Raw genomic sequence first — 18,555 nt, 5'->3', positions numbered from 1 at the left:
ATGGCACGCGCCGGGGCCCGCAGGGTCAGACGGCTTATCGGGGGGAAGACGCTGGGAGACTGGCTGGCTGACCTGATCATCGTCCTCATCCTGCTGCTGATAGTGGCCTCCATCCTCTACCCAATCTGGTTCATCATCATCGCTTCGGTCTCTGATCAGACCCTGGTCAACACAGGCCAGGTCACCTGGATTCCCAAGGGCATTTCGGCCTACGGCTTCCAGCAGATTCTCGGGGATGACAGGATCTGGAACGGCTACCGGAATACGTTGATCTACACTGTGGCAGGCACCGTCTTGAACCTGGTGGTCACCATGCCGGCGGCCTTCGCCCTCTCCCGGCCCGAGTTCAAATGGCGCCGCCTGATCATGCTCTTCTTCACGATTACCATGTTCGTCAACGGCGGTCTGATCCCGACCTACCTCCTCTACAAACAGCTTGGTCTCCTGGACTCCTGGGCGGTCTTCGTCATTCCCCAGGCCCTGAATGTCTACAACCTGATCATCGCCCGGTCCTTCTTCGAGAGCTCCATCCCCGAGGACCTCCACGATGCCGCTCAGATCGACGGGGTGGGGTACTTCCGCTACTTTACGCGGATCGTCATCCCCCTGAGTTCCGCCATCATCGCCGTCATCGGCCTGTATTACCTGGTGCAGCACTGGAATGACTTCTTCACCGGCTTGGTCTACATACGCACCTACGACAAGCAACCCCTGCAGATCGTCCTGCGTGACATCCTCCTGTCCAACCAGGCTTTCCAGGGGGGGTCGGGCTCGACGGCCGGTGCCGGATACGGGCAGGAGTTCGCTGACCAGATCAAATACGGGGTGATCATCGTCTCCACCCTCCCTCTCCTGGTCATCTACCCCTTCATACAGAAGTACTTCAACAAAGGTGTCATGATCGGGGCAATCAAGGGCTGATTGCACCGGACCGTCCTACTGACGGGGAACAAAGACAAGACGTATGGGCCGGACAGCCATGGCTGTACCCGGGAAAGGAGGAAGCATGCAAAGATTCGCCCTCGGATACGAGCAGGCGGCCCGCTTGGTCCTGGTGGCCTTCATCGCCAACCTGGCCCTGCTGGCACACACCATCATGGGGCTTGTCCTGGTAGGCTTCTTCCCCTCCCTGGCAGCGACCTGCGGGGTTTTCAGAAGATGGCTGACAGATGAGGACAGGGAGTGGGGGATCGCTCAGACCTGGCGGACCTTCCATCGTCTGTGGAAGAAGGAGCTCAGGGGGGCCAACATTTTCGGCTGGGCACAGGCGGCCATCTGGGCCCTCCTGCTGGGGGATTATTGGATCGTCAACTTTCATCGGACCGGTAGGGTCGGGGTTTTCGTCTCCGGCATCCTCTTCTGCCTCATGGTCTTCATGATTCTGGCCACTGCCCTGTCCTGGGTCCTATTCGCCCTCTACGACCAGGGGGTCGGTTGGATTCTGGTCAGGTCGGTCCAGATGGTTCTGGCGCGTCCCTGGATGAGTGTGGTCCTGGCTTTCGGTCTGGCCCTTATGGCCTTTGCCTGCTGGTCCTGGCCCGGCCTGGCCGTAGTCTTCGGGCCTGCCCTGCCCTGCCTCCTGTCGTCGTCGGCGGTCTGGTTCTACGGCAGGCTCGACGGTTTTTCCGTCCGGATGCGCCGGGGCGCGCAGGGCGAGATGGCAACGAAAGGAGAGTGACGGATCCGTCATTAAGTACACCGCCTGGACCGGTGCGATCGGCGCATGGGCCCGGGGTAAGCAGAGAAGTTCACTGTCGAACAGGAGGAGCGAATCATGAGTTCGTTCGGGAAACACAGGTTCAGGAACCGTCTGGTGGCCATAGGGGCCATGACGATGGCCATGTCGATGATGCTGGCCGGTTGCGGCGGTTCCAAGGAGCCCACCACCAATGCCCAGGGCCAGCCGATCATCACGATAGCCGTAGCCAAGCACCCTCTGACCAAGAAGATATCCAAGATGAAGTGGCCCAAGCAGCTGGAGAAGGAGTGTGGCTGCGAAATCCATTGGCAGGAGGCGAGCTCGGACTGGGACCAGAAGAAGCAGGCCATGCTGGCGGCCGGCGATGTGCCCGACCTCATTCTCAAGGGGATCAACCTGGCGGACATAGCCACTTATAGCACCCTCTTCGAGGATCTGAGCCAGGACCTGGACAAGATGCCGAATGTCAAGAAGATGTTCAAGACCGACCCCACGGCCAAGCAGGTGGTCTCCATGCCTGACGGGAAGATCTACATCCTGCCCGCCGTCAAGAAGGGTATCTGGCCCAAGGCCGTCAGCCACATGTACATCAACAAGCAGTGGCTGGACACGCTGGGCCTGAAGGTGCCGACCACCTGGGATGAGCTTGAGGAGGTGCTCAAGGCCTTCAAGACCAAGGACCCCAATGGGAACGGACAGGCCGACGAAATCCCCTTTGACTTCCAGTCTCCCGGTACTGGCGGCTTCGGTGACTATCAGCCCACCCTCCTGCTGGGGAGCCTGGGCATCGTGACGTCGGTAGGTGGCGGCCAGGGCTTCTATGCCGACAAGGGCAAGGTCAAGTCCTTCCTGACCGATGACCGTTACAAGGAGCTGATCCAGTACCTCAACAGGCTCTGGGGGGAGGGGTTGATCGCCAAGGACGCTTTCACCCACGACTACTCCAAGTCCCAGTCCACCGCGCGAGGACAGGGCGACAAGGCCAAGATCGGTTTCACCTGGGGGTGGACGGCCTCCGACCGCTTTGGTGACAAGTTGGCCAGTCAGTATGTGGCCATGCCCCAGCTGAAGGCCAAGGCCGATCAGAACCCGGATGAGCTGGTCTACGACACCCAGGGGGACCGGTTGGACTACAGCGAGTTCGCACTGGTGGTCTCGGCCAAGAGCAAGAACAAGGAGACCGCCATCAAGGTGGCTAATGCCTTCTACGGGCAGGACATGTCCCTGCAGATGCTCTGGGGTGATCTGGGCACGGATGTGCAGAAGACAGGGCCGGACTCCTATAAGGTCCTGCCGCCTGCTGACTCCACCAAGGACCCCTCCACCTGGAAGTGGACGGAGACCCTGGCTGATGACTCTCCCTACTGGATACGTCCGAATCTCAAGATCGAGCTGCCGGCGGATCTCGAGGAGGTCAAGGGCCAGGAGCAGCCTCTTGAGCCGGCTCTGGCCCATGTGGATCCCAAGTTGGATGTCATTCCGGGTGCCCTCAAGTATTCCTCCGAGGACCAGACCACCATGCAGAACAACAACACAACCCTGATGAACACCGCTATGACCAAGTTCGCCCAGTGGGTGACCAAGGGTGGTGTGGACCAGGATTGGGACAACTATGTGCAGACCCTGAAAAAGGCCAATTTGGATCAGAACATCAAGCTGGTGCAGAAGGCCTACGACCAGTACTACTCCAAGAACTGAGGGATGCAGATGTGCCCTGGGGCCCTCCAGTGATTCACGGAGGGCATCCAGGGTCCGTCGGGCCTCGGGCTCGCCCACCCCACGAGACGTTGTCTGGGAAGGCCGATGAGGCGGCCGGGTTGGCGACTGGCTCCATCAGAGCTCGGCCGTTTCTGTGGGCGGGTCCAAGGTCGTCAATGGTCCGGGTTCGGAGGGTGGAGGGGGATGCTCGGCACGGTCTTTCGACAGAGTTCTCCGGTTCCCCTCCGGGTGGACACTTCCCCGTCCGAGTCAGCCTGAGGGCATGGCATCCCTCTCTTCCCCCCCCCCCCCAGAGTGCTGTCGGATTCACGGAACGGGAGGGCTACCTGCCGGGCTCTTGCCTTCTCCCGGTGGGTTGCCCTCTTGCACCATTGTGGTCGGCTGCCTCCGTTTCCTGCCGGGGTGAGCATGACCGGTTTCGGCCCCTCCCAGGGTGTTTTGTTGGACACCGGTGCCCTCACTTGGAATGAGCCTGCCGGGTCGCCGCAGCCTTGGGCCAGATCATAGGAGGGTCCTCAAACCGCCAAAGTTCGGAAGGTGACCGTTATAACCGGTCGAATGCCGGCGTTTTGTGTGATTTGGGGCTCAGCCATGACCTTTTCATCAGGATCAGGACCGGCGTCCATCGAACTTTGGGCTGATCAGGGTCGACTATGACACCCAGAAGCGGATCTGGAAGGATTCCGGTCTGCGGTACGCGCAGATCATCCGCAGTCGGGCAGTCTGAGCACGACGGCTTATAAACGCGTCCGTGAGACGGTCGGGCATCGCTGTCCGACCGTCTCCCTGTCTTAGATCCAACTGGACAGCCACATGTGCATGCGCCAGAAATCGTAGGGGATGGGCATGGCGGTCCACAGCGGATAGAAGAAGACCGAGGTCAGGCCCAGCAGGGTCAGGCCCATGATCATGGTCTGCCGGTAGAGGACGCTGTCCGAGTTCTGCCGGAGCCAGTTGGCCACGTAACAGATTGCCAGGATCATCCAGGGCAGGATGACGATGGAGTAGAAGGTGAAGGTGGTCCGATTCATGTATTGAATCCAGGGCAGCCAGCCGGCCAGCATGCCTGCCAGTACCCCCCAGATCCGCCAATCTCCGTGCTTGACCACGACGGCGATGACGATGGCCAGAATCACGCAGATGCTGCCCAGCCACCAGGTCAGGGGATTGCCCAGGGAGGTAACGGCGGCCACGCAGGGTGAGTCCTTGGCCAGTCCGCACAGACCGGGGAAGCCCGTGAGCTTCTGCCAGTAAAAGCTGGTGGGTCTGACCTGAAGGGGCCAGGTCAGGGGGTTGGCCATGTATGGGTGACGGGTATGCAGGGTGGTGTGGAAGTGCCACATCTGCCGGTGGTATTCAGCCAGGGACCGCAGCCCCTCCGGCAGCCAGGTCAGCCCCTGGCCAGGGTGCTGGGCCGCCCAATTGTGCATGAATGAATCGCCGTGCAGGAACCATCCCGTCCAGGAGGCCAGATAGGTGCCCGCCCAGACGGGAATCATAAGCAAGGCCGCCGGGAGCCCGTCCCTGAACACGGCGCTCTGCAACCAGGATCCATACCCTGCCTGATGGCGCTCCCAGCCGTCCCAGAGCACCGAGATCAGCGCGAAGACGGCAAAGAAATATGCACCAGACCACTTGGTGCCGGTGGCCAGGCCCAGTAACAGGGCGGCTCCGGTCCGCCACCAGGACCAGGCGATGAAGGGGCCGGTGGTGGCCACGGGCAGTTCGATACGGTTGTTCTGCCCTTGATCTCCCTGTGACTGAATGACCTTCACCCGGTAATGCAGACGGAAGTCAGCCTGGTCCTTGGCCCAGGATTGTCGCAGCCTTGCCCGAGCCCAGTCCCGATGGCCCATCAGACACAGCCAGGCTCCCAGGACGAAGACCATGACGAAGTTGTCCAGCAGGCCGGTACGGCTCATGACGATGCCCAGACCGTCTATGGCCATGAGGAAGCCTGCCGTCAGGGCGATAGGCAGGTTGTGGAAAAGGCGCAGAGCTACACGGCAAAGCAGCAGGATGGCGATGGTGCCGGCCAGGGCAGTGGCCGCTCGCCAGGCGAAGGGGTTGCCGGCTCCTCCGAAGAGCTTGAGACCCAGGGCGATGCACCACTTGCCCACCGGAGGGTGGACTACGTACTCGGCCTGGGGCAGCCAGCCGCTGGTGTGCCCCTGGGCGAAGATCTGGTCGATGGGAAGGTCCAGCGGACCGGCTGTTTTCGGCCAGTTGCGTGGCTCGCCGGTCATCAGCATGGTCCAGGCGTCTTTGACGTAATATGTCTCGTCGAAGACGATGGCCCGGGGGCTGCCCAGCCGCGCAAACCGCAGGAGCCCTCCCAGAAGAGCCATGAGTATGCAGGCCAGCCAGCCACTCTGCCGATGGGAGAGCCGGGGAATCCGGTTGATTCCTCGCTTGGTATGCTGACCCTTTGGCTTGCTGAAGATGGACAGCATGACAGGGCGACCGGACCGGTGGGCTGCGTGCCTGCCGTGTCTGGAGGAGCGATGCTGCGAAGAAAGCCCTGCCAAAGATGTCATCACCCCTAGATTAGGCCATACTAAAGGCATGAGCAGCATGAATGGCCGGAGCGATGGACATACACAGGGCGGAGAAAGTCATGAGGAGCCGATTTCATCCAGTGTTTCACGTGGAACGTTGGTGCTGGCGGCCACGCCTATCGGCAATGTCGCCGATGCCTCGACGCGATTGGTGAAGCTCCTGCAGTCGGCGGACCTGGTGGCGGCGGAGGACACGCGGAGGCTCTACGACTTGGCCAACCGCCTGGGAGTGCGCGTAGGCGGCAGGGTTATGGCTTATCACGATCACAATGAACGGCGGATGGCCGATCCCATCCTGGATCAGGTTCGTGACGGAGCTTGCGCATTGGTGGTCTCGGATGCGGGCATGCCCACCATCAACGATCCGGGTATGGCCATCGTCAGGCGGGCCATCGAGCGAGGCATACCGGTCACCTGCGCTCCCGGTCCAAGCGCGGTGCTGGATGCCCTGGCCCTCTCCGGCCTGCCGACCGACCGCTTCTGCTACGAGGGATTTCTTCCCCGCCGGCACCAGGAACGGCTGCGACATCTGCGCACCCTGCGCAGCGAGGAGCGGACCATGGTCTTCTACGAGACCCCCCACCGCATTGATCAGGCTATGCAAGACCTTCAGGAGGTCTTCGGCCCCGACAGGCTCATGGCCCTCTGTCGGGAGCTGACCAAGGAGCATGAGCAGATCCGGCGGGGCACCATCGGGGACGTTGTGCGCTCCCTTCAGGAGGACCCTCCCCGGGGAGAGATGGTCCTGGTCGTGGCAGGTGCCTCCGCCCTGGAGGCCAGGCGCAACGATCCTGAGGCCATGGATGACCGGCAGCTGGCCGCTCTGGCACGGGATCTGGCCCGATCCGAGGGCCTGCGCCTCAAGGAGGCCATCGCCCGGGTGGCTGCCGAGCATCCCCTGGCCGATGGCAGCCTGCCCAATCGGAAAAGGATCTATACCTTGGCTGTTGAAGAGGATGAGGAGGACTGATTCCCGTTCCCTTCGTCCAGCAGCACCTCCAGCGCCCTGCGCACACCGGGCCCACCCAGCTGGGAAACGGCCTCCAGCAGGGCTGGCGAAGCGGCGGGATTGGCTACCAACCATCGACGCAGCTGTGGCTCTTCCCGTGCGATGGCCCAGAGGATGCTCGGGTCGGTCTCGGGGTCTGTGGCCATCAGGGCCGTTGGTACCAGGGGAGGCTCTGGCGGTGGGGCGCGCACCTCGGCCATTGGTTCCAAGCCATCGCAATCGTCTCGGTTCGAATCGTCTTCCGCCCAGGGGTGCGACCGGCTGCTGACGGCAGTCATGAGCCGGGCCATGCGTTCAGCGGCGGAGAATCCACGACGGCCCTGATCCCGATTCCGATGATGGCCATGCCTGCGTCGGCTACTTCTCATCGGCAGATTCATAGGATCGCCTTGAGTCGTCTTATGGTCTCCAATCCTTGAGCGTGGCCAGGCCAGCGCGGGTTGGAGGACAGGAGCTCCTCGCAGGATCCGCAACTGACCTGGTACCGTTCCATGAGTTCATGCAAGACCGCCGTAATCTCCTCTCCGTTGCATTGGCCCGAGGAATCGCAGGCCAGATCACAGGCCGTCCAGAGCGGCGAAGTCACCCAGAGCTTCCCGAGCTTCATCAGGTAGCGGGCATCCAGCTGTCGCTGGTGGGGCCGTAGGGGCCTGCCGTGAACCGGCGTGCGGAAATGGGAGTTGGAGATGATGTCCAGCGCATCGGGGAATTGGCCGTTGATCCATATCCAGACCGCCAGACCGCCGCATGCCGCTGCGCCGTAAGGAACCATGGGCGTGACGATGGATGCGCGACCGTAGAGTCCCTCAGCCTGTTCGTTCAGGTAGCAGCAGGATTGGTCCAGACAAGTCACGATTCCCTCCTTGACCAGCAGACTGAGGCTGAGTGGACCGGGCAGATCCTCGGTTCGAATCAGACTGGGCAGCGGTTCGGGTTCGGGGATCGGGACCCCAAATTCGGCCGTGGAAGGACGGCTGCGGGTATGCGTCGGCGCTCCACCGGCTTGTAGCGGTCGACTTGGCGGCTTGGTGGTAGCTCTAGGGGGGTGGCTGGCGCCAACGGCAGTGGTAGGCGTCCACGGCGCTCCCCCGAGCGCGTGTTCTCGATTCATGGTTCGACTGTAAATGGTCCTGCCCGGATTTGCCTGGGAGAGGGCCGAATTTGTGCATTTGTGGATAATTCGCTTGCTTGGTGGCAGTCCTGTGGACGAGCAGGGGGATTGTAGGGCTGAGCCGATAATCTTGCTGGTATGAGTCATATCCTTGTTTCCGTCGCCTGGCCCTACGCGAATGGGCCCCGTCACATCGGCCACGTCGCTGGGTTCGGCGTCCCCTCGGACGTCTATGCACGCTACGAACGCATGAAGGGCAATGATGTCCTTATGGTTTCGGGGACTGACGAGCACGGCACTCCCATCCTGGTGGAGGCCGACGCCGAAGGTGTGGGACCTCAGGAGATCGCCGACCGTTATAATCGGGTCATCGTCAAGGATCTGTGCGATCTGGGGCTCAGCTATGACCTCTTCACCAGGACCACGACCGGCAATCATGAGAAGGTGGTGCAGGAGCTTTTCCGCCAGTGCCGGGCCAATGGCTACATCTATGAGGGACAGCAGAAGGTGGCCATCTCTCCTTCCACCGGCCGGACCCTGCCGGACCGCTATATTGAGGGGACCTGCCCTATCTGTGGCGCTGATGGCGCTCGCGGCGACCAGTGCGACAACTGCGGCAACGAGCTGGATCCGGATGAGCTGATCAACCCTGTGTCCAAGATCAATGGGGAGACCCCCCGCTTCGAGGAGTCCAGGCACTTCTTCCTGGATCTGCCCGCTCTGGCCGAGGCCAACCTGGCCTGGCTGAAGACCCGGAAGGGCTGGCGCAGCAACGTGCTCAACTTCTCCTTGGGGCTGTTCAAGGAGGTCAAGCCGCGGGCCATCACGCGCGACATCGACTGGGGGATTCCCGTGCCTGTGGACGGCTGGGTCGACGACCCCAACAAGAAGCTCTATGTCTGGTTCGATGCCGTCATCGGCTACCTGTCGGCATCCATCGAATGGGCCCGCCGTCAGGGGGACCCCGAGGCCTGGCGCAAGTGGTGGAATGACCCCAAGGCCCTGGGCTACTACTTCATGGGCAAGGACAACATCACCTTCCACTCGCAGATCTGGCCCTCGGAGATTCTGGCCTACAACGGCCAGGGGTCCAAGGGCGGGCAGCCGGGATCCTACGGCGAACTCAACCTGCCCGAGCAGGTGGTGGCCAGTGAGTTCATGACCATGGAGGGCAAGAAGTTCAGCTCCTCCAGGGGCATCGTCATCTACGTCAAGGACATCCTGGCACGTTATCCGGTCGATGCAGTCCGCTACTACATTTCCATCGCCGGGCCGGAGACTTCGGACTCGGACTTCACTTGGGCTGAGTTCGTCCGGCACAACAACGAGGAGCTGGCCGCCTCCTGGGGCAACCTGGTCAACCGCGTGGCCAACCTGCTCAACAAGGACTTCGGCAGCATCCCCCGCATCGAGGAGGACTGGCTGACCGAGGAGGACAATGCCCTGCTGGACCGCAGCCTGCAGGCCTTCGATACTGTGGGCTCCCTGATCGAGAATCATCGCCAGAAGGCCGCCCTGGTCGAGGCCATGGCTCTGGTGGGAGACATCAACAAGTACATCTCTGCCCAGGAGCCCTGGAAAATCAAGGATGACCAGAACCGACTGGCTGCCGTCCTGCATACCGCAGCCCAGGCCGTGCTGGATGCCAATACCATGCTGGCCCCCTTCCTGCCTCATGCCTCTCAGCGGGTCTGGGAGACCATGGGTGGCAAGGGCATCTTCTCGCCCCTGCCCCGTGTCGAGGAGGTTGACGACCTGGATCGGTCCGATTTCCACTATCCCATCATCACCGGCGACTACCGGCTGGGGGAGACGGTCCATCCTTGGGCGCGCGAGCCCCTCAGGGACGGTACGCCGATTGATCGGCCCACACCCATCTTCCCGCGCATCCCCAAGGAAGCCGTGCAGGAGGAGCTGGACCGCTTCCAGGAGCAGCTTGACCGTCGCAAGGCCAGGGAGCGCGCCAGGTTCGAGGCTGAGCAGGCCAAGCTGGGCGACCAGGGCAAGTAGCGGCCGACGCGCCCGAATGTGAGCTCGGGCCCCAGTTCATGATTCACAGAGAACTTTGAGGTTTTCGGGCACTTCCTCCAAGGTAGCGCTGGTTATATTTGTTCTGTCGGTTGAAGTACTGGCCGATGGGGGTCATGCGGCCCCGATAACTGAACCCCTTCTTCTCTCTCTTCTCGCCCGGCGGTTCTTCGAACCGCCGGGTTCTTTCGTCATGGAAGACTCATAGGATGTGTAACCATGAAGGTTGCCCAATTCGCCTGTGTGCTCTTCGATCTGGACGGGGTGCTGGTGCCCACGACCATCCTGCACAAGGCCGCCTGGAAGGCGTTGTTCGATCAGGTCCTGCCCGCGAACGTCCCGGCCTACACGGAGCAGGACTATTACGCCTATGTGGATGGCCGGCCCCGTTATGACGGTGTCGACGCCCTGCTGCGCAGCAGGGGCATTGAGCTGGACTGGGGCAACCCTGATGACGATCCACAGCTGGACACCGTCTGCGGATACGGCAATCGCAAGAACATGACCTTTGAGCGCATGCTGAAGCAGAAGGGCATCGATCCCTACCCGGACACGGTGGATCTGCTCAGGCACCTGCGCACCGACAAGAAGCGTCTGGCTGTGGTGTCCAGTTCGCGCAACACGGCCCAGGTCCTCCAGGCTGCCGGGATCGCCGGATACTTCGACACTGTGGTGGACGGCAATCTCAAGGACGAGATGGGTCTGCAGGGCAAACCTGCCCCGGATACCTACGCCTATGCGGCCAAGGTGCTCGGACTGCGCAATGAGGATGCTGTTGTGGTCGAGGATGCCATCTCTGGTGTAGCCGCCGGTCACGCGGGCAGGTTCGGCCTGGTTGTGGGCGTGGACAGGGGCGCCGGTCGCGAGCAGCTGCTCAAGGCGGGTGCGGACCTGGTGGTGGACCAGCTGATTGAGCTGATCGACGACGATGCCAGCGAGCGCGGGCAGGGGGAGGACCCCGGTCTGGATGAGGATCGCTTCCCTGTGGAGGACTGGGGGCTCAGCGAGGTCGGTCGGCCCGACGCGGTCAGCGCCACGGTCTTTTCGGTCACCAACGGTTCTGTCGGTGTCAGAGGTGAAGGCGGCGGGGAACGTTGCCTGGGCAACGGTACTTTCTTAAGCGGCTTCCATGACACCTTCCGGATAGCCCATCCCGAAAGTGCCTACGGATATGCCAAGGTGGGCCAGCTGATCCAGGGGGTGCCTGATGCCTCGGACTTCACCCTCAAGGTGGAGGGGCTGCCCCTGGGTCGGCCGGAGAAGACCACGCAGCGTCTGGACTTCCGAACAGGAATCGCGACCACCACCAATCTGTACGATCTGGGCCACGGCATCCACCTGAAGACCGTGCTCACCCGCATGGTCTGCCTGTATGACCGCAGCCTGAGCGTCTGCACGCTGACTGTCGAGTCGCCTGACCGGGACATGGCTGTGGTGGTCGAGGGGCCGGTCAACGCCGACAACCCCCGCCATGTCAACTCCAGCGACCCCCGCAAGTCGACCTTTGTGGACGGCTGCGGAATCCACGAGGTATTGGACAATGCGGTCTATGGCGAGCTGAGTGCGGATTGCAGGGTCTTCCGCTGCAATAATTCACGGCTCAGCCTGGCCTTGGGCGTCAGGCAGTTCAGGGACGGACGCCCTGTTGAAGGCTCCGGCTGGCGCATGGATGTGCCCAAGGGCGGTTCCACCAGACTGGTTCGTTACGCCGTCTACCGCAGCCACCCCATTCTTCCGGCCGGCACCAGCGGCAACGGTCTGGTCGTGCAGACCCGGGGCGAGGGTACCAGGAATCTGGTCGAGGACTGCCGCGATCGGCTGGAGGAGGTCAGCACCCTTTCCCTGGATGAGCTGGAGCGACATCAGCGCGAATGGTTGGACCGGTTCTGGGAGCGGCAGGATATCCGCATCCAGGCCGAGGATGGCGGTCGCACCCAGCAGATGGTGCGTTGGGAACTCTTCCAGCTGGCCCAGTCCACGGCCCAGATTGAGAACGGCGTGGGTGCCAAGGGCCTGAGCGGATCCGGCTACAGCGGCCACTACTTCTGGGACACTGAAATCTACATTCTCCCCTTCCTGATCTATTCGGCACCTGCCCGGGCAAGAGCCGTCCTTCACTACCGCTACCTGATGCTGCCTGCCGCCAGGCGCAGGGCCTGCGCACTCAACCTGAACGGCGCCCTCTTCCCCTGGAGGACCATTGACGGCGAGGAGGCCTCCGCCTACTTCCCCACGGGTACGGCCCAATACCACATCGATGCCGACATCGCCTACGCGGTGGCCCAGTATGTGCAGGTCACCGGCGATGAAGACTTCCTGCAGGCTGAGGGTGTGGACATCCTGGTGGAGACGGCCCGTCTCTGGATGGGCCTGGGGCGCTACAAGGAGGACGGCCGCTTCCACATCCACTGCGTGACCGGCCCTGACGAGTACACGGTCCTGGTTGACGACAACCTCTACACCAACCAGATGGCCCGGTTCAACCTCCTGGCCGCTTACAAGGCCTACCAACACCTGTGTGAGAAGCACCCGGATCTGATCGGCGCCATCCGTCAAAGGCTGCACTTCGACGATGAGGAGGCCGCCAAGTGGTCTCGTGCGGCCGAGGCCATGTTCGTCCCCTTCGACGATCAGGAGGGGGTCCATGCCCAGGATGCCCAGTTCATGCAACGCCCCCGCTGGCACTTCGACCAGTTCACGGCCAGGCCCCTGCTGCTGCACTACCACCCGCTGGTCATTTACCGGCACAAGGTGCTCAAGCAGACCGACGTGGTCATGGCCCTCTACCTGCTCAGCTCCTGGTTCACTCCGGAGCAGAAGCTGGCTGACTTCGACTATTACGATCCGCTGACCACCGGGGATTCGACCCTGTCTGCAGCCTCCCAGTCCATCCTCGCCGCCGAGGTGGGGCATGACCAGCTGGCCATGCAGTACTTCCGTCGGTCCTTGTTTACGGACGTGGACGACCTGCATGCCAATACGACCGACGGCATCCACCTGGCCGCCTGCGGAGGCGTCTGGTCCAGCCTGGTCTGCGGCTTCGGGGGCCTGCGTGACACCGGCGGAACCGGGCTGAGCATCGACCCCCATCTGCCTTCAGCCTGGCGCTCGCTGACCTACGAGCTGGAGGTGCGGGGTACCAGGTTCCGGGTTGCCGTAACAACAGACGGTGTCGATCTGAAGCGCTTGTCAGGACCCGAGCTGGACCTTCTGGTCCAGGGGCATCCACGCCACATATGACCTCTGGATTCCGGGCCTAGACACGCCGGGATCCGGGGTTGCATCTGGTTGAGGCTCCAATAGAATAGGCAACGCTTGACGAATCCAGGGCGGACACGCGCGGCGTTGCAGAGGCGAGGAACATAGCCGGGCGTCACCATAGGTCAGTCACTCTCCCGGACGGTCATGGCAATGAGAAGAGACCAGATCAGAGAAGTTCAACAGGGAACGTGAGGGTGTCCTCCAATGTACGTCGATTCTGCAAAGAATCAGCACAGCAGCAACCTTCGATGGATCCTCCCCTACTGCAGGCCGGACGCCGGTAGAATCGCCGCCGCTCTCCTGCTCTTTGCGGCGGACAAGGTCCTGGTCATGCTTATGCCCATTTTGGCGGGCATGATCGTGGACCAGGTCATTGGCCAGGGGCATGAGGATCGGTTGCCCAGGCTCTGTTTCGCCATGATAGCCGTCACCCTTGGGCGCAGCGTCTGCCGCTATGGCTACCAGATGTTCATGGAGCGATTCGGCCAGAACACCATCTATCGGCTGGTCAGCGACGAGTACGAGAAGCTCCACGACATGGACTTCACCTACTTCAACCACACCCGTAACGGCGACATCATGAGCCGGATGACCTCGGACACCGATGCCATTCGCCACTTCGTCTCCTGGGTCTCCTACAACATCCTGGATGCCGTCTGCCTCTTCGCCGGGTCCTTGGCCGTCATGTTCACCATCGAATGGCGGCTGGCCCTGGCCCTGCTGGCGGTGACCCCATTCCTCTTCTACTTCACCTGGCAGCTTTCCAAGCACGCCCACCCGCTCTTCTACGCCATCCGCAACTCACTGGCATCCCTCAACTCCATGGTCGAGGAGAACATCGAGGGCAACCGGGTGGTCAAGGCCTTCGTCCGCGAGCCTTATGAGACCGAGAAGTTCGATCGGCACAACGATGACTACATGCAGCGCAACATGGACTCCGCCCGCAACAGCCGCACCTACATGCCCTGGCTGGACGGCTGCTCCTACATGCTCCAGCTGATCACCCTGATCCTGGGCGGTTGGCTGGTCATCCGCCAGCAGATGACACTGGGAGCCCTGGTCTCCTTCAACAGCTTCCTGTGGATGATCGACGGCCCGGTGCGCCAGTCCGGCTGGCTGATCAACGACGTGGAGCGCTTCAACGCCTCCTGCGTCAAGATCCGTCGGCTGCTGACGGCCGAACCCAGGATCGTCGAGCGCAAGAACGCCCAGGCCGGCGTGGTCCAGGCGGCCACGGTCCGTGCCAAGGTCAACGGCGAGCAGACCGAGGACCCGGTCAGGATCCGCGGAGACATCCGCTTCGACCACGTCAGTTTCGCCTTCCCCGACGATCCGGAGACCCCCATCCTCAAGGACATCGACTTCCACGTGGCGGCCGGCACCCGGCTGGGCATATTGGGGGAGACCGGCTCGGGCAAGTCCACCCTGGTCAGCCTGGTGGCCCGCTTCTACGACCCAACCGTGGGCCATGTGCTCATCGACGGGATCGACGCCAGGCAGTGGCCCCTGGACCTGCTGCGGCGGCAGGTCAACATCGTGGCCCAGGACACCTTCCTCTTCTCGGACACCATCGGCGACAACATCGCCTTCGGAGCCCAGCGCGACGACGAGCAGTACGTCAGGACCATGGCCTCCATGGCCGGAGCCGACTCCTTCATCAACCGGATGCCCGAGGGCTACGACACCGTGGTGGGCGAACGTGGCGTGGGCCTGTCGGGCGGCCAGAAGCAGCGGCTCAGCCTGGCCCGGGCCCTGGCTGACGACCCGGCCATCCTAATCATGGACGACACCACATCGGCCGTCGACATGGAGACCGAGGCCACCATCCAGCGGCATCTGCAGGAGATGGAGGGCACCAGGACCATGGTCACCATCGCTCACAGGATCTCCTCCATCAAGGATTCCGACCTGATTCTGGTCCTGGATCACGGCAGGATCGTAGAACGCGGGTCCCATGATGATCTGGTTCACGCCCACGGCCGCTACTACCGGATCTACCGCAAGCAGCTTGGGCTGCAATCCGGGCAGTCGGCGGGATTCTGACACAACGGCAGGCATGGCAAGGTGAGACGATGAAGCAGCAAAAGCAACGTTCGGCGGGCACCGCGCGCAGGAACACCTTCCGCGAGGACGAGGACCTGGAGGAGCAGATCGACTTCGGTGACATCAAGCGTATAGGGGCCTATCTGAAGCCCTATCTGCGCCAGGGGGTGATCATCCTTGCGGCGGTCCTGTCCATGAGCGCCATCGCCGTGGCCATTCCCTACATGACCAAGACCATGATCGATACGGTCATCCCCTCCAAGGACCCGGTCCGGCTCTTCACCCTGGGCGCGGTCTTCCTGCTGGCCATCGTGGTCTACGAGCTCCTCCTGCGGTACCGGACCGTGGCCATCACCCAGGTGGGCCAGCTCATGCTCAAGGACATGCGCCGGGACCTCTTCACCCACATCCAGACCCTGCCCTTCTCCTACTTCGATTCCAGACCCCACGGCAAGATCCTGATCAGGGTGGTCAACTATGTCAACACCCTCTCGGATACCCTGAGCTCGGGTCTGATCAACGTGATCGCGGACATCTTCACCTTCCTGCTGACCCTGGTGGTCATGTTCGTCATCGACTGGAGGCTGACCCTCTGGTCCCTGGTCCTCATGCCCCTGCTGGTGCTCTATGTGCTGGTGCTCCAGCGCTTCCAGCGGCGGGCCTACCAGCGCCTGTCCAACAAGCAGAGCAATCTGAACGCCTACATCCATGAGTCCATCGCAGGGGTCAAGACCACGCAGACCTTCGTCAGGGAGCGCGAGCAGTTCCACACCTTCCAGGAGCAGCAGGGGCAGGTTCGCAGCTCCTGGATGCGGGCCGTGCACATCCAGTACCTGATGTGGCCGGGAGTGCAGAACATCTCCACCATCACCATCGCACTGATCTACTATCTGGGGATCACCGGCCTGGGCGGCGTGCAGGTGACCACGGGTATGCTGATCGCCTTCGTCGGCTATGCCAACAACTTCTGGAACCCCATCATCAACATCGGCAACTTCTACAACCAGCTGATCACCTGCTCGGCCTACCTGGAGCGCATCTTCGAGACCCTGGACGTCCACCCGGAGATCGAGGACCGCCCGGGGGCCATGGAGCTGCCGCCGGTCGAGGGCAGGGTGGACTTCAACGACGTGGTATTCAAGTACGAGCCCGGAGGCCGCAACATCCTCAACCTGGTGGACTTCCATGTGCCGGCAGGCAGCACGGTCGCCTTGGTCGGTCCCACGGGTGCCGGCAAGACCACCATCGTCAACCTTCTCTCGCGCTTCTACGACGTGACCGAGGGCAGCGTCTGCGTGGACGGGCATGACGTGCGCGACGTGACCCTGGCCTCCCTGCGCCGGCAGATGGGGGTCATGCTTCAGGACACCTTCATCTTCACCGGCAACGTGCGCGAGAACATCCGCTACGGCCGCCTGGACGCCACCGACCAGCAGATCGAGGAGGCCGCCAAGGCCGTCCACGCCCATGAGTTCATCATGGAGCTGCCCGACGGCTACGACACCAAGGTCGAGGAGCGCGGATCCACCCTCTCCGCAGGTCAACGGCAGCTGATCGCCTTTGCCAGGGTTCTGCTGGCCGACCCCCGCATCCTGATCCTGGACGAGGCGACCAGCAGCATCGACACCCGCACCGAGGAGGCCCTCCAGGCCGGACTGGCCCACCTGCTCAAGGGGCGGACCTCCTTCGTCATCGCCCACCGGTTGTCCACTATCGAGAATGCGGACCAGATCTTCTATATAGATCATGGGCAGATCGTGGAGCACGGCACCCACCAGGAGCTCCTGGCCAAGCGAGGCGCCTACTACCGGCTGCACGAGTCCCAGTACGCCATGATCCGCACGGCCAACGGCGACCAGGCCCAATCGACACAGCCCGGCGATGATGCGGAACAGGGCAGCCAGGTTCGGCAGGATCCGGCCGCCTCTGCGCGATAGCAGACTGACCCATGCGTCACCGATGGTCCCGACCAGCAGTATTACATCGTTGTAAAATAGCGAGTGACAAGTCAAGGCCGACAGGATCGGCAACTAGGGCAAAGGAGCAGATGTTGAGCGACAAGGTTCACAAGGACGTCGAGGGAACCGACCCTTACGGGTATCTGATGGTGCACTTCATCGAAGACCCCCAGGGGTATGCCGAGCGCCTCTACTTCGACCTGTCGCGAGGCGATGACCCTCTGAGCTGGGATCCGCTGTACGGGGGCAGGCCGCTGCTGACCTCGCACCTGGGCACCACCGGTCTGCGGGATCCCTACATGGTACGTGACCCGCGCAACGGCCGGGTCTATGTCATGGCCACCGATCTACGGGTGTTCGGCGGCGATCAGTCGCAGGGCAGCGGCTGGGATCACTGGTCCCGCCATGGCAGCACCAAGCTGATGATCTGGTCCACCGACGACCTGGTTCATTGGTCGGGCCCCTGGCCACTGGATGTGTCCTTGCACCAGGACGGCAGCAGGGGCCCGTTGGGCATGGCCTGGGCGCCGGAGTGCCTATGGGTGCCCGACTATGAGGGGCCGGGACAGGGGGCCTTCGTCCTCTACTGGTCATCCAGGCTCTTTGACCAGGATGATCCTGACCATGCCGATCCGTCCGCCTACGACCGGGTGCTCTGGGGGTCGACCACCGACTTCACCCAGGAGCACTTCCGCTATGGCGGAGTCCTTATCGATACCGGTCGCAATGCCATCGACACCACCATGGTCCAGCGTCCTCTGCCTGGGGGCGGCCTGCGCACCTACCGGGCCACCAAGGACAACGGCTTTGGCCGGGGCATCTGGCTGGACAGCACCGACGATCCCCGATGGTGGCTGCCACAGGCCCGGTGGTCCACCATCCAGGAGCGGATCGGCGCCAACTGGTGCGCCGACGGCAACCCCTCGGGCGTGGAGGGGCCGGCCCTCTACGCCGACCATGCCCGTAACCGTTGGTACCTGCTGGTGGATGTGATTCCTTCGGTGGGCTATAGGCCCATGGTCAGCGATGATCCGGACGCCGGGTTCGACTACGCCCGGGAGCAGGACTTCCACCTGCGCCCCCATACCAAGCACGGAGGGGTCCTGTCCCTGACCCGGCAGGAATACGTACGTCTGCGTCCTCTGGCGCAGCAGGACTGAAACAAAGCA

General features: G+C 62.5%; 12 protein-coding genes. 9 read left to right on the top strand and 3 right to left on the bottom strand.

Features of this window, described 5'->3' with window-relative positions:
- The 3 genes from H3U90_RS02775 (at window position 1) to H3U90_RS02765 (ending at window position 3,397) form a co-directional block, all read left to right on the top strand.
- Entirely contained in the window at window positions 1-921 is a 921-nt protein-coding gene (locus tag H3U90_RS02775) for a carbohydrate ABC transporter permease (RefSeq protein WP_232340503.1), read from the top strand.
- A gap of 85 nt (window positions 922-1,006) precedes the next feature.
- The gene (locus H3U90_RS02770; RefSeq protein ID WP_198176948.1) at window positions 1,007-1,678 is read left to right on the top strand and encodes a YesL family protein; all 672 of its coding nucleotides are present in this window, start codon (window positions 1,007-1,009) and stop codon (window positions 1,676-1,678) included.
- A gap of 96 nt (window positions 1,679-1,774) precedes the next feature.
- Window positions 1,775-3,397 carry an extracellular solute-binding protein gene (locus H3U90_RS02765; RefSeq protein ID WP_198176947.1) on the top strand — a complete coding sequence of 541 codons (1,623 nt, stop codon included), beginning with the start codon at window positions 1,775-1,777 and terminating at the stop codon, window positions 3,395-3,397.
- An 812-nt stretch (window positions 3,398-4,209) separates the two neighbouring features.
- On the opposite strand, the gene H3U90_RS02760 is transcribed toward H3U90_RS02765, so the two are convergent.
- Complete coding sequence (locus tag H3U90_RS02760; protein ID WP_415873753.1) at window positions 4,210-5,871, bottom strand: dolichyl-phosphate-mannose--protein mannosyltransferase; 1,662 nt, start codon at window positions 5,869-5,871, stop codon at window positions 4,210-4,212.
- A gap of 121 nt (window positions 5,872-5,992) precedes the next feature.
- On the opposite strand from H3U90_RS02760, the gene rsmI reads away from it, so the two are divergent.
- Window positions 5,993-6,946 carry a 16S rRNA (cytidine(1402)-2'-O)-methyltransferase gene (gene rsmI, locus H3U90_RS02755; RefSeq protein WP_198177591.1) on the top strand — a complete coding sequence of 318 codons (954 nt, stop codon included), beginning with the start codon at window positions 5,993-5,995 and terminating at the stop codon, window positions 6,944-6,946.
- On the opposite strand, the gene H3U90_RS08275 is transcribed toward rsmI, so the two are convergent.
- A complete protein-coding gene (locus tag H3U90_RS08275) occupies window positions 6,910-7,365 on the bottom strand; it encodes a variant leucine-rich repeat-containing protein (RefSeq protein WP_232340504.1) in 456 nt (151 codons plus the stop codon). The two genes, rsmI and H3U90_RS08275, sit on opposite strands and share 37 nt — an antisense overlap.
- On the bottom strand, window positions 7,362-7,838 hold the full coding sequence (locus tag H3U90_RS02745) for a hypothetical protein (RefSeq protein WP_198176946.1): 477 nt from the start codon (window positions 7,836-7,838) through the stop codon (window positions 7,362-7,364). The genes H3U90_RS08275 and H3U90_RS02745 overlap by 4 nt, the downstream gene beginning before the upstream one ends.
- Before the next feature lie 396 nt (window positions 7,839-8,234).
- On the opposite strand from H3U90_RS02745, the gene metG reads away from it, so the two are divergent.
- The 5 genes from metG to H3U90_RS02720 all read left to right on the top strand — a co-directional run bounded on the left by metG (window position 8,235) and on the right by H3U90_RS02720 (window position 18,546).
- The gene (metG, locus tag H3U90_RS02740) at window positions 8,235-10,106 is read left to right on the top strand and encodes a methionine--tRNA ligase (protein ID WP_198176945.1); all 1,872 of its coding nucleotides are present in this window, start codon (window positions 8,235-8,237) and stop codon (window positions 10,104-10,106) included.
- Between the two features lie 237 nt (window positions 10,107-10,343).
- Window positions 10,344-13,364 (top strand): HAD-IA family hydrolase, encoded by a 3,021-nt coding sequence (locus H3U90_RS02735; protein ID WP_198176944.1) that lies wholly within the window; start codon window positions 10,344-10,346, stop codon window positions 13,362-13,364.
- A 225-nt stretch (window positions 13,365-13,589) separates the two neighbouring features.
- Window positions 13,590-15,428 (top strand): ABC transporter ATP-binding protein, encoded by a 1,839-nt coding sequence (locus tag H3U90_RS02730; RefSeq protein WP_198176943.1) that lies wholly within the window; start codon window positions 13,590-13,592, stop codon window positions 15,426-15,428.
- Window positions 15,429-15,457: 29 nt separating this feature from the next.
- Window positions 15,458-17,365 (top strand): ABC transporter ATP-binding protein, encoded by a 1,908-nt coding sequence (locus tag H3U90_RS02725; protein WP_198176942.1) that lies wholly within the window; start codon window positions 15,458-15,460, stop codon window positions 17,363-17,365.
- A gap of 110 nt (window positions 17,366-17,475) precedes the next feature.
- On the top strand, window positions 17,476-18,546 hold the full coding sequence (locus tag H3U90_RS02720; RefSeq protein ID WP_198176941.1) for a glycoside hydrolase family 43 protein: 1,071 nt from the start codon (window positions 17,476-17,478) through the stop codon (window positions 18,544-18,546).
- The last annotated feature ends 9 nt before the right edge of the window (window positions 18,547-18,555 follow it).

The organism is Bifidobacterium sp. W8103 (assembly GCF_016100775.1).
In the GTDB taxonomy this organism is placed as follows: domain Bacteria; phylum Actinomycetota; class Actinomycetes; order Actinomycetales; family Bifidobacteriaceae; genus Bombiscardovia; species Bombiscardovia choladohabitans.
Note: the sequence above shows the minus strand (reverse complement) of the source record. Positions and strands in the feature narration are given on the sequence as shown.